At 38.0% G+C, this 16,258-nt stretch carries 11 protein-coding genes; 7 read left to right on the top strand and 4 right to left on the bottom strand.

Annotated features, from left to right (window positions below):
• Window positions 1–99: 99 nt before the first annotated feature.
• Together BZG01_RS17200 and BZG01_RS17195 are read right to left on the bottom strand one after the other, a co-directional pair.
• Complete coding sequence (locus BZG01_RS17200; RefSeq protein ID WP_101311080.1) at window positions 100–405, bottom strand: nucleotidyltransferase family protein; 306 nt, start codon at window positions 403–405, stop codon at window positions 100–102.
• On the bottom strand, window positions 398–826 hold the full coding sequence (locus BZG01_RS17195; protein WP_101311079.1) for a nucleotidyltransferase substrate binding protein: 429 nt from the start codon (window positions 824–826) through the stop codon (window positions 398–400). The genes BZG01_RS17200 and BZG01_RS17195 overlap by 8 nt, the downstream gene beginning before the upstream one ends.
• A gap of 924 nt (window positions 827–1,750) precedes the next feature.
• Here BZG01_RS17195 and BZG01_RS17190 point away from each other — a divergent pair.
• Both BZG01_RS17190 and BZG01_RS17185 read left to right on the top strand, forming a co-directional pair.
• Window positions 1,751–3,874: a thioredoxin domain-containing protein gene (locus BZG01_RS17190; RefSeq protein ID WP_101311078.1), complete on the top strand. Its 2,124-nt coding sequence runs from the start codon at window positions 1,751–1,753 to the stop codon at window positions 3,872–3,874.
• Window positions 3,875–4,091: 217 nt separating this feature from the next.
• A complete protein-coding gene (locus tag BZG01_RS17185) occupies window positions 4,092–4,892 on the top strand; it encodes a M48 family metallopeptidase (RefSeq protein ID WP_101311105.1) in 801 nt (266 codons plus the stop codon).
• Between the two features lie 719 nt (window positions 4,893–5,611).
• On the opposite strand, the gene BZG01_RS17180 is transcribed toward BZG01_RS17185, so the two are convergent.
• Together BZG01_RS17180 and BZG01_RS17175 are read right to left on the bottom strand one after the other, a co-directional pair.
• The gene (locus BZG01_RS17180; RefSeq protein ID WP_180327371.1) at window positions 5,612–6,292 is read right to left on the bottom strand and encodes a rhomboid family intramembrane serine protease; all 681 of its coding nucleotides are present in this window, start codon (window positions 6,290–6,292) and stop codon (window positions 5,612–5,614) included.
• Between the two features lie 58 nt (window positions 6,293–6,350).
• Window positions 6,351–7,064 carry a cell division ATP-binding protein FtsE gene (locus tag BZG01_RS17175; RefSeq protein WP_101311104.1) on the bottom strand — a complete coding sequence of 238 codons (714 nt, stop codon included), beginning with the start codon at window positions 7,062–7,064 and terminating at the stop codon, window positions 6,351–6,353.
• Between the two features lie 266 nt (window positions 7,065–7,330).
• Here BZG01_RS17175 and BZG01_RS17170 point away from each other — a divergent pair, with 266 nt between their 5' ends.
• The 5 genes from BZG01_RS17170 to BZG01_RS17150 form a co-directional block, all read left to right on the top strand.
• A complete protein-coding gene (locus tag BZG01_RS17170; RefSeq protein WP_101311076.1) occupies window positions 7,331–10,516 on the top strand; it encodes a tetratricopeptide repeat protein in 3,186 nt (1,061 codons plus the stop codon).
• 23 nt (window positions 10,517–10,539) lie between these two features.
• Entirely contained in the window at window positions 10,540–12,249 is a 1,710-nt protein-coding gene (locus tag BZG01_RS17165; RefSeq protein WP_101311075.1) for a TonB-dependent receptor, read from the top strand.
• Between the two features lie 135 nt (window positions 12,250–12,384).
• Complete coding sequence (locus BZG01_RS17160; protein WP_101311074.1) at window positions 12,385–12,885, top strand: hypothetical protein; 501 nt, start codon at window positions 12,385–12,387, stop codon at window positions 12,883–12,885.
• Window positions 12,886–13,232: 347 nt separating this feature from the next.
• Window positions 13,233–15,194 carry a DNA topoisomerase (ATP-hydrolyzing) subunit B gene (gene gyrB / locus BZG01_RS17155; RefSeq protein WP_101311073.1) on the top strand — a complete coding sequence of 654 codons (1,962 nt, stop codon included), beginning with the start codon at window positions 13,233–13,235 and terminating at the stop codon, window positions 15,192–15,194.
• Between the two features lie 517 nt (window positions 15,195–15,711).
• On the top strand, window positions 15,712–16,258 hold a 547-nt coding region (locus BZG01_RS17150; protein WP_245870408.1), incomplete at its 3' end, for a reverse transcriptase domain-containing protein.

Genomic DNA, 16,258 nt, shown 5'->3' with positions numbered 1-16,258 from the left:
TTTTAAACATAGCGGTTTTAAGGATGCATAAAATGGAAAAACTTATTCTTTTTATTACTTATCACACAATAAAATTGTGCGGTAGCGGGGGCATTGCCATTATAACGAGATTCCCACTCTTGAAATATGCTCAATTAATGCTTTCTCTTTTATGCGGTTAAATATAATTAAATCAAACTTGTATGGAAGATTTAATCCTTCCAGCTCAATTGATAAATCAAGCACATCATTAAGTAAAATATTTTCGCCTTTTAATGCAATATCAATATCAGAACCATTAGAAAAAGTTCCTTTAGCTCTTGAACCAAATAATATTACTTCATTAACTTTAGAGCATTGTTTAATAATCTTAACAATGCTCTCTAAGTCACAACTGCTTAATCCAACATTTAAATTTTTATTCATCAAATAAGGAATTTTGAGAATTTGATTTTTCTTCTTCCAATCGAATCATCAAATCCTGTAAAAGAAAAAAGAATTCATTTCTTATCCCTTTGATTATTTCAATTGCTGTTTCTTCATCATATGTATGACTTGCCAAATTTCGACCCTGATGCATTCTCATCCAACCTTTTCCATTGGTAATATATCCATCTTGAAAGCTTTGTTCAATTACAGGTTTTGGTCCGGCAATTTGGCTATATCCTTTATCTCTCAATAAATCTTGCAGCGTTTTCCAACTTAACTCATATGTATATTCAAAAGCTTTTATTAGTCCTTGTTCCTCCATTTCATTCAGTTCTTCATGCTTTATAAACTTTGATAACTGATTGAATGCTTTACTAAAATTTATAAACCGTTGCTGCCAACGTATATCTTTGCTCATATATATTTATTTTATTGTTATGGTTTAGAATGTAAAGATATAATTTTATTGAAATCGCGAGTTGCCTTGCCCCAAACGCAAAAGTGTTTTATCCTTTCGGTTTTTAAAATTAACAAAATAGTATTTTAAAAGACTGATTTTAGATTCTGAGAATAGTTCTAAATAAAGGACAAAACAGAATTGGAAAATGCTGCCGGAACTATGGGCGTTTACTTGATTTGTTTTTTCAGTAAGCAGTTTAGGACTTTCTATTTGCTTTGTACTGTTTTAGCAACTTCGCATTATTAAAAGCAGCCACGAACCGATATTGTTTATTTTATGTGGCTAAAGCCTGTTAATTAATTGCATAATATCAGTTGCTTAAAAGCAACAGCAATAGATGTTTTTGCAGTAGTTTCATTTCACTCCTTCAGTCATTAATTTTCCATTATCAGTTGCTTGAAAACAAGAGTGATAAACACTCTGATTTTCTACTTGCATTAGTAAATGCTTTGTGTTTTTTATCTATTGCAGCTTGGCTTTAGCCCACTGAAATTGAAATATTCCAAAGACTGATTTGTTTTTGTATTTATTGAGTTTTCCAACTATCATTTTTTGCTTTGTACTGAGTACATCGGGCAAAAACTCAAGTTTTCAAGTTTTGTACTCAATACATTGCGTCAAAACTAAAGTTCTTAGGCTTTGTACTAAGTACATTGTGTCAAAACTGAAGTTTTCAGGCTTTGTACTCAGTACATTATGTCAAAACTGAAGTTTTCAGGCTTTGTACTTAGTACATTGTGTCAAAACTCAATTTTTCATGCTTTATCACTATTGATATTGATATGATTTTATTTGTTTGCAGCAACCCGTTTGTTGCATTCTTATTTAAAATGATTAAAAATAATTTTATATCTTTAGTTTACTTTAAAAACAAGGGAAACGATGAGGATTAAATGGATACGGGTAGTGCTGCTTATATCGCTTGTGCTTGTAAAAGTAAGTCCGGCTAATTCTCAAAATCACGATCAAACAATGAATCACACACATACAAATCATTTAATTAAGGAGAATAGTCCTTATTTACTGCAGCATGCACACAACCCTGTTAATTGGTACCCGTGGGGCGCAGAGGCTTTGACCAAAGCCAAAAACGAGAACAAACCAATTTTGGTGAGCATTGGTTATGCCGCCTGTCATTGGTGTCATGTAATGGAGCGCGAGAGTTTCGAGAGCGAGGAGGTTGCCAAGCTGATGAACGAATTTTTTGTTTGCATAAAAGTCGATCGCGAGGAGCGGCCCGATATCGATCAGATATATATGGATGCCGTGCAAATGATGACCGGCAGCGGTGGCTGGCCTTTGAACTGTTTTGCTATGCCCGATGGGAAACCGTTTTTTGGAGGCACTTACTTTCCTGCCGATAATTGGATGAATGTGCTGAAAGGAATTCATAATGCATGGATCAATGAACAGGATAAAGTAAAGAAGGTGGCCGGTCAGTTGGCGGGTGGAATCCGTGAAAACGAAATAATTGCAGTAAAAGCAGAAGTATCCCGGTTCGCTGCCGCAGATTTAGAAAAAGCCTTTCGCCAATGGGAATCCGAATTCGATTCCCGCGAAGGGGGAAACAATTGGGCGCCAAAATTCCCATTGCCCAATTCACTTCAGTTTTTATTGCGCTATTACTATTTCACAAAAAATCAGCCGGCGCTTAATCATGTAACGCTTACGCTCGATAAAATGGCCATGGGCGGTATTTACGATCAGGTGGGCGGAGGTTTTGCCCGATATTCGGTCGATGCCATTTGGAAAGTGCCGCACTTCGAAAAAATGCTTTACGACAACGGGCAGTTGGTTAGTTTGTATGCCGAAGCCTATCAGCTCACTAAAATTCCCGAATACAAACAGGTAATTCAGCAAACTTTGGAGTTTACCGATAGGGAATTAAGTTTGCCCGAAGGTGGTTTTTATTCCTCGCTCGATGCCGACAGCGAAGGAGTGGAAGGGAAATTTTATGTGTGGGAAAAATCGGAGGTCGATCAGCTTTTGGGCAGTCAATCCGAGCTGTTTTGTGAGTATTACGGCATTACCGACCGGGCCAATTGGGAGGAAGGAAACATACTGATGATACAGACTGATAAAAAAGCATTGGCCGATAAGTATGAAATATCCGTAAAGAAACTGGACGAAGTTTTGGAGAAGGGGAGAAGAGCTCTTTTGGAGAGAAGAAAGGACAGGATCCGCCCTGGTTTGGACGATAAATCGTTAACCAGCTGGAATGCACTCATGCTAAAAGGATACGTAGATGCTTACAAGGCTTTGGGTGATGAAAAATATTTGAACAGAGCCATTAAAAATGCTGAGTTCATTCAAAAATACCTTTGGAAAGGAAAAGCGCATTTGCATCGTAATTACAAAGACGGGAATTCGAAAATAAACGGATTTTTAGACGATTACAGTTTCACTATCGAGGCTTTTACTGCACTTTATCAGGCAACTTTTAACGAGAAATGGCTGCTGAAAGCCAACGATTTGCTCGGGCATGTTATCCTTCATTTTTCCGATGAGCAGTCGGGCATGTTTTTTTACACATCCGACGAGGATCCGAATTTAATTGCCCGTAAAATGGAATTGATCGATAATGTAATTCCATCATCCAATTCATCCATTGCAAAAAGCTTGTTTTTAGTAGGAAGTTATTTGGGAAACAGCCGATATGTTGAGCGTTCTGCACAGATGCTTGCCAACGTAAAACCACGTCTCGAAAAGTCACTATCCTATCATTCCAATTGGGGACAGTTGTATTTTTGGTTGGCAAATCCACTCATCGAAATTGTTGTTGCAGGAGAAGATGCCATAGTTCAGAAACGGAAAATTGAAGAATTATTTTTACCCAATGTCTTGATTTCAGGGAGCAAAACCGAAAGCAGTTTGCCTTTGCTGCAAAATAGATATGTAAATGGGCAAACAACTTTCTATCTTTGTAAAAATAATACCTGCAAACTGCCTGTTACGAAGGTCGGTGATCTGCTGAAACAACTGGAGGCAGAGAACGGGAAACAGTGATCAGTAAACAGTAAATAGTGTAGAGTGATTATTTTGTAAGCCTGAAGGGATTTACTATTTCAGCTCAGGGCAGCACCCTGAGAATAGAATAATGGACATGAACCATCGCACGAATTAATTTTATTGAAACCTGACAGCGTCGAAGAACTGTAAGCGTTGAGTTTATTTAGAAATAAATTTTTGAAGAACCAATTATTAAAATCAAAATAAGATAATGATGAAGAAAAACAGGCGTACCATCTTGCTTTCGGGCTTTTTGTTGTTTGCAATTGCATGTGCAACTGTGCCCATTACCGGAAGAAAACAAATGAATCTGTTTCCCGAAACAGAAATGATTGCTACCAGTTTAACTCAATACGATGCCTTTTTAAAGGAAAGTAAACTTTCCGATAACAAAGAGCAATCGGCAATGGTAAAAGCCTGCGGTGCCCGAATTTCGGCCGCAGTGGAAAAATTCATGAATGATAACGGCATGAGCGACCGCATTGCAAATTTTGTTTGGGAGTTCAATCTGGTTGATGATGAAACTCCTAACGCATGGTGTATGCCAGGTGGTAAAGTGGTTTTCTACACAGGAATTTTACCTTACACACAAACCGAAACCGGTATGGCTGTTGTTATGGGACACGAAATAGCACATGCCATTGCACGCCATGGTAACGAGCGTATGAGTCAGCAAATGGGAATTCAGGCTTTAGGTACGGGATTGTCAATGGCCCTAAACGAAAAACCTGCCGAAACACAACAAATTTGGATGACTGCCTTTGGTGTTGGTGCTAATGTTGGGGTAATGCTTCCCTTCTCGCGTTCTCACGAAACCGAAGCTGATAAAATGGGTCTGATTTTTATGGCTATGGCCGGATACAATCCTGCAGAAGCAATCGATTTTTGGAAGCGAATGGGAGAGAGCGGTGGCCAAAAACCACCGGAATTTCTATCTACTCATCCCGCCGATGCAACCCGTGTTAAAGATCTTCAGGCTTACTTGCCGGAGGCAATGAAGTACTACAAGAAATAATAATAATCCGTAGAATATAAAATTTATGGCGTTCGCACAACAAGTGAGGATGCCATTTGTTTTTATAGTAAGAAAAATACAATTAAAAACCTGCCAGAGTCGAAGACCTGTAAACGTTTTTTTTATTCAATTTCTGAGAATATTACGGAGGTTTTCGAAGCCATGTTCTCATCTCCTTAAAGTTACTCTTTATACACATCTTGTTGCTCTTGATTTTTTTCAACCAACAAGAAGTATAAAAATGATAATATCAGGAATTAACACCCTTTTCCCGACGTGTCGGGATCGGCACTTTGTTCACAATATTATTCCAAATTGCGTTCACAATCTTCACTGCGTTATGGTAGCCTCAAGAAGGGAAGATTCTGTTTGTGAACGATTCTCCCATTTTAAGGGGAGATGTTCGAAGAACAGAGGGGTGCTTAGGTTTATAATCAAACTATTGCCTGAGAAAGCAAATATTTGTATAAAGAGTAGTCATTAAAGGAGAGGAATAGGGTGAGGTCTTTAGTAGTAAAGAAAGGAGATATTTAGGAACTCTTCACTTATTTTTTTGTTGAAATGTTTTTCTATAAATGAAAGGTATTGATTGTCTCAATTTCGAAAAGTTTAATTTATTTAACCTTTCCCCTTCAATCTTTTTCCTTATTTTTCGCTAACTGCTAACTGCTAACTGCTAACTGCTAACTGCTAACTGCTAACTGCTAACTGCTAACTGCTCATTTCCTCAACACTTCCTTATCTTCAAAATCCTCCGAATTCCAGATTTCCTCAGGAATCGAATCATCATCTTCGGGAATAATAATTGTTGGTTTTTTCGGTCCTTTATTTCGATAAGCCAAGGCGTAAATCATTCCAGAGAAACCACCAAACAAATGACCTTCCCACGAAACATCAGTTAAAATTGGGAACACGCCCCAAAATAAGCTGCCATACAGAAAAGCCACAATAAAAGAGATAGCAATTAAACGATAGTGATTGCGGATAATTCCGCTAAAAAACAGGAAAGATGCAAAAGCGTAAACCAATCCGCTGGCACCAATATGATAGGCTTCGCGTGCGCCCAGCCAAACCAGAATGTTTGTTGTAAGATAACACAGTATGAATATCTGGTACGAAAGCGGACGATAGAAATAGAAGATACCCCAACTTAAAACAAAAAAGGGAATTGTGTTGGCCATTAAATGACTAAAATCCTTATGTATTAAAGGACTGGTGAGAATTCCGATTAAACCTTTGGTGTGCAAAGGGAAAATTCCCAGATAATACAAATCAAGGTCAAGTCCCCATTTAAATATTTCAACAGCCCAAATCAAAAAAACAAAAGCGAGCGGAAAAATCAAACTGTGCTTTAGCTTCAATTTCTCAAAATCCTTATGGTATGTTCTGGTTTCTCGCAAAATTCCGTACTTATAAGTAGTGAAGCCCCTTTAGGGATTTAGGGTGTTTTCTGATGTGCTAATCCAATTCAATCTCTATTTCTTCATCAGTTTTAGGATTTGATATCTCAATCACTTTTCCGTCTTTGCACTCAAGAGTGCGGGCAGGAAATTTCTTCAGCAAATCGTGCTGATGTGTTGCCATCACAATAGTCCGCCCGTTTTTACTGATATCCATAAGCAATTCAGCCAATTCATCCGATGTTTCGGGGTCAAGATTACCAGTTGGCTCATCGGCTAAAATAATATCCGGAGAGTTGAGTAAGGCGCGGGCAATAACGATTCGCTGCTGTTCTCCTCCCGAGAGCTCATGCGGCATTTTATATCCTTTCTTATCCATTTTTACTTTGCTCAGCACTTCCTCTATTCTATGGTCAATCTCTTTTTTGTTTTTCCAGCCGGTAGCCTTTAAAACAAATTCCAGATTAGAATGAACATTCCGATCGGTCAGCAATTGAAAATCCTGAAATACGATACCAATTTTTCGTCTTAAAAAAGGAACTTGTTTTGTTTTGATGATAGGAAGATAAAATCCGGCAACCGAACCGCCTCCTTCTTTTATTGGCAGATCGGCGTATAAAGTTTTCATTAAACTGGTTTTGCCACTGCCCACTTTTCCTATGATGTAAACAAATTCTCCTTTTTCAATTTCCAAACTAACGTCTGTTAAAATAATATTATCTGCCTGGCGGATAACTGCATTTTTAAGTTCAATGATAGGAGATTCGGTCATGTATTTCGTTTTTTTAGGATTCAAATTGTATGCTGACATACAAATCTAAAAAATTATTTCGGCAGAAGGTTTTTTATTGCTCTTTTCTTTATCAAAACAGAGTGCAATTTTTCTTTCTTTCCACCGTTTGAAATACGATAAGCTTACAGATTATTTATACCTTTAGGCCTGATTTTATGAGTTGAATCTGATTCGGAAATCAGCCACTGAAAGGCTTGGATATTCAACGTTTTTTTAACTTGTTATACCTACACACGCAACGAAGTATGAGAAATAAATATAGTTTGTGGATTTTGACTTTCCTGTTTTTTTTATGTTTGGGATTTACAGTTCAGGCCCAAAAATCATTGCCTCTTAAAAGCAGCAATCAAGTTTGGCAATCGGCCATGGAAATGTTCCAAAACAAAAATTATGGCGGAGCAAGACACGAATTCGCCGATTTTATTCAAATGGAGAAGGATGCTTATTCCGATCGAGCCACCAAAGCTGATTTTTATATGGCCTGGTGTTCCATCGAACTTTTTCGTCCAGAGGCCGAAGAGGAAATGAAATCTTTTATTCAGAAACATCCGGAGAGTAATTTAAAGCAGGCAGCATATTTTCAGTTGGGAAGACAGCAGTATCGAAGCAAGAAATACAAGGATGCTTTGGAATGGTTTAAAAAGGTTGATGTTTATGCCTTAAATCCCGATCAGCGAACCGAATACCAGTTTAAAATGGGCTATTCTTATTTTGTGGAAAAGAAATATGAAGAGGCCAGACAATTCTTTTTCGATATTATTGAAGTGTCGGGGGAATATAACGCTCCGGCAAATTACTATTATGCTCACATTGCCTATTTAAACGGAAATTATCAAACCGCGCTGAATGGGTTCGAAAAGCTGATTAAGAATAAAACCTTTCAGCCAATTGTTCCTTACTACATCACACAAATTTATTACCTGCAGGAGAAATATGCGAAGGTAATTGAATATGCTCCGCAATTTTTAGATGATGTTTCGGTAACACGAAGCGACGAAATTGCGAAGATGATCGGACTTTCTCATTACCAGTTAAAAGAATACCAAAAGGCAATTCCATTTCTGGATAAAGGAAAGAAAAGCTTTTCGCGTGAGGACAAGTTTGCTTACGGATATTGTCTTTACAAGCAAAAGAAATATGCTGAAGCAGTTGAGCAATTTGAGAGAGTTGGCGGCGAAAATGATGAGTTGCTGATGGTTGCCAATTACTGTCTGGCAGATTGTTCTCTGCAATTGGGAGATAAGCAGGGAGCTAAAGTTGCTTTTGCAACTACTGCCCGAATGGATTTCGATAAAAACATGCAGCAGGATGCTTTGTTTAATTTTGCGAAACTGACCTACGAGCTTTCTTATTCGCCTTTTAACGAGACCATAAAGGCTTTCGATGAATATTTGCAGAACTATCCTGACTCTGATCGTAATGATGAAGCTTACGATTACCTGGTGAAAGTGTACATGACCACCAGGAATTATGGAGATGCTTTACTTTCTATGGATAAAATTGCAAATAAAACTCCGGAGATTAAAAGAGCTTACCAAAGAGTTTCCTGGCTGCGAGGTTTAGAGTTGATGAAGCAGTTGAATTACAGCAAGGCAATCGAATCTTTTAATGCCGCTTTGCAATACAAAATTTATAATTCTCAGATTGCTGCCGAATGCATCTACTGGAAAGCAGAAGCTTATTACAGAATGGGTGAATTTGCTAAGGCAACTACTCTTTATAACGAGTTTTTATTGTCGCCGGGTTCCGGTTCTTCGGAATATTACGAGCGTGCCTATTACAATATTGCATATGCTTACTTCGAGCAGGATAACTACAACGAAGCTTCCGATTGGTTCCGCAAGTTTGTCAATCAATCCGACAAAAAAAGCACATTTGTTTCGGATGCCTGCAACCGCATTGGCGATTGTTTCTTTTTGAACAGAGATTATAAAAATGCGGCCGAATATTACAGAAAATCAGCGATTGCCAACAAATGGGATACCGATTATGCATTGTATCAGCAGGCTCTTTCGGTTGGATTACTGGGCAACACAAGCGAAAAGGTACAATTGCTGGAGCAGATACGTACTTCTTATCCCGATTCGGAATATTTAGATGATGCATTGTTCGGATTGGCCAGTGCAAAAGTGAAGCTGGACGATCAGGCAACTGCCGTATCTATTTATAAAGAATTAGCAGGCAAATTTCCAACCAGCAGTTATGCACCTAAATCATTGCTGCAGTTAGGACAGCTGAATTACAATGCAAAAGAATACCAAAAAGCTATCAGTGCATACAAAGAGGTGGTTTTAAATTATCCGCAATGCGAAGAAAAGAAAAGTGCCTTTATCGGATTAAAGAATGTTTATGTTGATATGAATAATGTGAACGACTATTTTGCGTTCGCAGAGTCGTTTAAAGGAGGTGGAGCAATTCGAAGTTCAGAGAAAGATTCTCTTTCGTATATTTCAGCCGAACGATTGTACATGTCAGGCGATACCGGGCGAGGTACAAATGCATTGAATGAGTATTTATCCAATTTCCCAAATGGAATGTTTCAGTTAAATGCGCAATTCTACAAAGCAGACGCAGCTTTAAATCAGCAAAAGTTCGATGAGGCACTTGCCGGATTCGAACTGGTGCTGAATCGTCCGAACAACTTGTTTACAGAAAGAGCTTTGCTGGCTTCATCGCAATTGAATTACAGAAATAAGAATTACTCTCAGGCCAAAAAGCAATTTTCGAGATTGAAACAAATGGCCGAGATTCCGGAGAATGTGAAATTGGCCAAAGTGGGGTACATGCGATCGGTGTATAGTTTAAAGGAGTATGAAAATACCATTCAGGCTGCGAACGATGTACTCGAGGCAGCCAAATCGAAGGAAGAGCTAATCCGGGAAGCGAAGTACAAACGAGGCAAATCTTATTTGAATTTGGCGAACACAGTCTCTGCATCGAACGATTTTAAGGAATTGGCTAAGGAAACTCAGAGTGTTGAAGGGGCAGAGTCAAAATATCTGTTGGCAAAAGTTTATTTTGGGAATAATCAGTACGATTTGGCCGAAAAAGAAATCAACGGGTTCATAGAAATGAATTCTCCTCATCATTACTGGCTGGCAGAAAGTTTTCTTTTGCTGTCGGATGTGTTTATGAAGAAGAATGATCCATTTCAGGCTCGGTATACCCTGCAAAGTATTGTTGATAATTATGCGGTAAAAAACGATGGGATTATTGAAAGAGCGCAGGCGAAATTGGATCTACTTTTAGCCAGTGAGAAAAAGGCCGAAGAGAAAATAACCAATAATGAAGTAAAGGTTCAGTTCGAAGGAGCCGACAGTACCGAAAGCAATAAGTTATTTGAAAAGTCTTCTGTAAAAACAGATTCTCTTAAATTAGAAGAGGAGAGAATCATGTTAGAGAAGATGTTAAATAGATTAGATATTAAGTAATTAACCACTAATAAAAAAAAGAAATGTTCAAAAAAATCATATTCACTGTGGCGATAGCCGGTTTGGCTTGTTCAGTTTCTTATGCGCAGGAAGAAAGAGATTTAAATAAAGAAGTGAAGGTGAAAACCGCTTATCAGCCAAAAATAAATAAATCAAAGCGAATTGGAGAGTTGCCGGTGGTTCAGGATACAGCAACCTTCACTCCTTCGTTTTCCTACTTTATACAAACAAAACCTTTGGCCGTAGGATTTTCTCCTGCTTTAATCCCGGCAGCACGAATTGTTGGTGAGCCATTGCAATCAATTAACAGTCATGCCTTAACTCTTGCAGGGGGTAATTATTCAACCCTGTTCGGGGATTATCGTTTCAATAACCAACGCTCGAAAATAAGCGATTTTGGAATTCATATTCGTCATTATTCCACCAACGGAAAATTGGAGTTGGAAAATGGTCGGAAAGCAAAGCCCGATTGGAAAGAACAATTGGCTGAAGTATATGGCAGTGTGTATTTGGATGAAGGAAAGGTTTCAGGAAAGGTGTATTACGAACACAAAGGATACGATTTTTTCGGATTTCCGGCAGAAGATGATGTTGTGGCAGATTATGTGAATTTATTTCCATATACTGAGCAGGTTCAAAATCGTTTTGGATTGAATGCAGAGTTTCTTACTGCCTTTAAAGATGAAGAGAAGTTGAATTTTGGTGTTGGTTTGCAATACGAGCACTTTACGGATGATATCTACGTAACAGAGAATGATGTATTGATTAGTGCCGAGGCTAAAATTCGTCGTGGTGATGGTTTTTGGAGTTTGAAATCATCTTTTGATTATTTTGCAACCGACGGAATTACCAGTATGCAAGAGTTGGGATCTATGTTTGAAAGGAATACTCTCGTTTGGAATTTAAACCCTCAATATTCGCTTAAAACCGGACAATTGAATTTGAAATTAGGATTGAATACTGTTCTTGCTATGGGCGACGATTCAGAAGCAAAACTGTATCCTGATATAGCTGTCGATTTTGAAGCAATTGATGGTATTATGACCCTGTTTGCAGGATTGAACGGGGATTTAAAAATGAATAATTACAATGATATTATTGCTGAGAATCCATACGTTTACTCAGGTTTGAATGTGGTGCCTTCCAATCAAAAATACAAATTGTTTGGTGGTGTAAAAGGCAGTTTGTCTTCTAATTCATCTTTTAAATTATCGGCTGAATATAGCTCTGTTGATGATCAGTACTTCTTTATGCAAAGAAATGCCGGTGCGGCAAATGTAGATTATTTCGGTACTACTTATTCAAATAAATTTGATGTGGTTTATGATGATATTAGTTTGCTTCGTTTAGGCGCAGAAGTAAGTATAGGTTGGACCGATAAACTGGAATTGAATTCAGCAGTTTGGTTCAATAAATATACTCTCGATAAGCAAGCAGAGGCTTGGCACAAGCCGGAATTTGAAATGAATGTAAATGCAACATATGCATTCACAAATGATCTTGACTTTCTGGCGGGAGTTAATATATTGGGCGAGAGACCTGTTTCTATGGGATCTACTGTAAAAACATTAGATGCCGTGTATGATCTGAGTATTGGTGCGAATTATCGTTTAAATAAGCATTTTACGGCTTTTGGGAAAGTAAATAACCTATTTGCTGACAAATACTATCAGTGGGATGGATATCCTTCTCAGAGACTTAATTTTCTATTGGGTGTGAAGGTCGTATTTTAGATCGCATTAAAAGCATTTTACAGAAGGGTGTTCTATTTGTAGAGCATCCTTTTTTAATTTTTGCTTATGTTTGCAAATTGTTTTTTGCACGCTTTTTGCTATTTTTAATAGTATTATCAAATCTTTATCAAAATTATGTCCTGTAAATTGATTCGTAAATCAAGATATATACTTCCGTTCGTTATTATACTTTTTTCATGTGTAAGTGAGCTTTGTGCTCAAAAAGAAGAGCGGTGGAAGCTTTCAGTCAATAATGACCAAAAACCACTCGAAATTTTAATGGAGATGGGAATGGAGGATATGGGAGTAACCTACCTGTTTGATATTACCCGGGACACCCTTAACCTGGCTTTTGTGGCCGAAGAATCGATCGATTGGGATTCACACGGAGTAAGTGTTTTTGCAATGCCCAAGAACAGGGAGGTTCTTAAAATAAAGCTCGATAATGCCGATTTGGAGAATGTTCAGGTTGTTTTTTACAAGATGTGGAAAGCAATGCCTAAAAATTTTAAAAATGTAACTACATTATTTGAACTTCACGAATACGGACGGACTAAATCGGGGACTGATATTAATAGTTTTATTATCAGGTTTAAAATGAAAAGACCCCGCCGAAGTAATTCTATGGAATTGTAAACATAAACGGACGCATATCTCTTCTGATTTGTACTTTTAAAAACAGTTTGACAAAAACTATTAAAAAGCACGATTTTTCCAGATAAAACAGCCGGTAAACTCATCATTTTTACTATCTTTGTTTTACTTTTATTTTTAGGCTTTGGTAATGGATTAACATGCTGATAGTAAGTGTGTTTTGTCTTTCTCCTCACTACTGGTTTTTATCGGTTTAGTCAGAAAAAAACTTTCCTGAGAATAAATTAATTTTTGTACAAAAAAAATATTAGAATATAAGATCATGATTTGATCAATAATCATACGATTTATTGGTTAAATTATTTGATTGACAACTAAAGATCTGATAAATGAGTGATTTAGAAAAGAAACCAAACGGGAATAATGAATATTCTGCTGATAGTATTCAGGTATTAGAAGGATTGGAAGCGGTTCGTAAACGCCCTTCTATGTACATTGGTGATGTAAATATTAAAGGTTTGCACCATTTGGTGTATGAGGTTGTAGATAACTCGATTGATGAGGCCTTGGGTGGATATTGTAAAAATATCGATGTGTTTATTAACGAGGACAATTCAGTTACCGTTAAGGATGATGGTCGTGGAATTCCTACTTCCCTGCATGTGAAGGAAAACAAATCGGCACTTGAAGTAGTAATGACTGTTTTGCATGCCGGTGGTAAATTCGATAAGGATTCTTATAAGGTATCCGGAGGTTTGCACGGGGTTGGTGTTTCTTGTGTTAATGCATTGTCGATACTTTTAACTGCAGAAATCCATCGTGACGGAAAAATTTATCGTCAGGAATATTCAAAAGGGGTGCCATTGGCGCCGATAGAAACAATAGGTGAATCTGATTTGACAGGAACCTATATTACTTTTAAACCAGATGATTCAATTTTCCTCGTAACAGAGTATAAATACGATATTTTAGCTGCACGTTTAAGAGAACTGGCATTTTTGAATAAAGAGATCCGTTTGAATCTTACAGATAAAAGAGATCTAAATGAGAATGGAGAACCTCGTTTCGAAACCTTTTATTCAAAAGAAGGATTAAAAGAATTTGTTGAATATCTTGACAGCACAAGAGAGCGGTTAATTGAGGAAACCATTCATGTTTCGATAGACAAGAATGAAGTTCCTGTTGAAATAGCACTTCAATACAATTCTTCTTATTCTGAAAATATTCACTCTTATGTGAATAATATCAATACAATAGAGGGTGGAACTCATCTAACAGGTTTCCGTCGTGGATTAACCAGAACATTAAAAGCATTTGCTGATAAGTCAGGAATGTTGTCAAAATTGAAATTTGACATTAGCGGTGATGATTTTCGTGAAGGTTTAACGGCTGTTGTTTCTGTGAAAGTTGCAGAGCCCCAGTTCGAAGGACAAACCAAAACAAAATTGGGAAACTCTGAAGTAAGTATTGCTGTTGATCAGGCCGTAAGCACAATGCTGGCTAATTATTTAGAGGAACATCCAAAAGATGCCAGAACCATTGTACAGAAGGTGATAATGGCAGCTACGGCTCGTCACGCCGCCAGAAAAGCCCGTGAATTAGTTCAGAGAAAAACAATTTTAGGTGGCTCCGGATTGCCTGGTAAATTATCCGACTGTTCGGATAAAGATCCTGTAAATTGTGAAGTATTCCTTGTCGAGGGAGATTCGGCGGGTGGAACAGCCAAGCAAGGCAGAGATCGTAAATTTCAAGCAATTCTTCCGTTAAAAGGTAAGATTTTGAATGTTGAGAAAGCCATGCAGCACAAGGTTTTCGAAAGTGAAGAAATCAAGAATATATTTACTGCCTTAGGGGTTACAATTGGAACCGAAGAGGATAGTAAAGCTGCAAATGTGGAAAAAATTCGTTACCACAAAATTGTAATCATGTGTGATGCGGATGTCGATGGTAGTCACATTGCGACTCTTATTATGACTTTCTTTTTCCGATACATGAAATCATTAATCGAAAGTGGTTACCTGTATATTGCAACACCTCCATTGTATTTGATTAAAAAAGGTAAGAATGAACAGTATTGTTGGAATGAAGATCAGCGTTTGCGCTTAATTGAAGAATGGGGTGGTGGAAAAGAATCTTCTTTGCACATTCAGCGTTACAAAGGTCTTGGAGAGATGAGTGCCGAACAATTGTGGTCGACAACCATGGATCCGGAAGTGAGAACATTACGCCAGATAACAATTGAAAATGCAGCTGAGGCTGATCATGTGTTTTCTATGTTGATGGGTGATGAAGTTCCTCCAAGAAGAGAATTTATTGAGAAGAATGCAACTTATGCCAATATTGATGCATAAACAGTAAAATATAGTATGTTGAGCCCTTGAGTTTGTTTCTCAAGGGCTTTTTTAGTATGTCGGGTATGGTAATATGCTATCAAGATGAAATGTTCTTGAGTTCGCCCAGTTGACAGGAAGAACTAGCAATTGGCAAGGGTGTTAGGGGCGACCCTAAATCTGAAGAAAGCCATCAGCAAAGTCATGGTTCTAACGTATAGAAACTTGATATAAGGCTTAATAGTGTGGGCAACCGAGCTATGGATTGGGAAAGCCCGAAAGTCAACCGTAACCACTTAAAGTAAATCAAGTAGAACCAGACGAAAGTATATTATCTTATCCCGAGAGATCTCATAATCTGTTTTGATCAAACAAACTGAGCGGAGACAATCAGCTAAAGGTTGTGAGAAGTCAGCAGAGGACATAGTATTTCTGTTTTTTTTTTACAGAGAGAAGGTCTGAATCAGTTAATTAAAGAAGCAGTCGGACAAGACTTTTACCTATGGAGTACCAGCAACAAATAGCTTACCAACGCGATATGTTCGTAGAACATAAACAGGAGGCTATTGGTCAATCTGCAAATCGCGAAGACGTAAACGGAGCGATACCAACATTGACGGAACAAGTAGGTAAAGAGACGAATCAAGGACGAGTCTTTACAGGAAAATTACTCGGCATTGTATGCTCGGCACATAATCTGAGCAGAGCCTACAAACAGGTGAAAAAGAACAAGGGCGCAGCAGGAATAGATAATGTTCCAGTGGGAGAATTTGCTGCCTGGTTTGCAAAAGAAGGAGACGAGTTAGTAAATCAGATACTTCGGGGCGAATACCTTCCCTCGGCAGTAAAAGCAGTAGAAATATCCAAGCCCAATGGAGGTGTACGTCAGTTGGGAATCCCAACAGTAAAAGACAGGATTATCCAACAGGCAATCTCTCAGGTTCTGACCCCAATTTACGAACAAGTATTTTCAGATCACAGTTACGGTTTCCGTCCGAAGCGTAATGTGCAGCAAGCCGTGAGGCGAGCTTGTAGTTACGTTACAGAGGGTAGAAATGTAGTTGTTGATATGGACATGAAGAGTT

Source organism: Labilibaculum manganireducens (genome assembly GCF_002843385.1).
In the GTDB taxonomy this organism is placed as follows: domain Bacteria; phylum Bacteroidota; class Bacteroidia; order Bacteroidales; family Marinifilaceae; genus Labilibaculum; species Labilibaculum manganireducens.
Note: the sequence above shows the minus strand (reverse complement) of the source record. Positions and strands in the feature narration are given on the sequence as shown.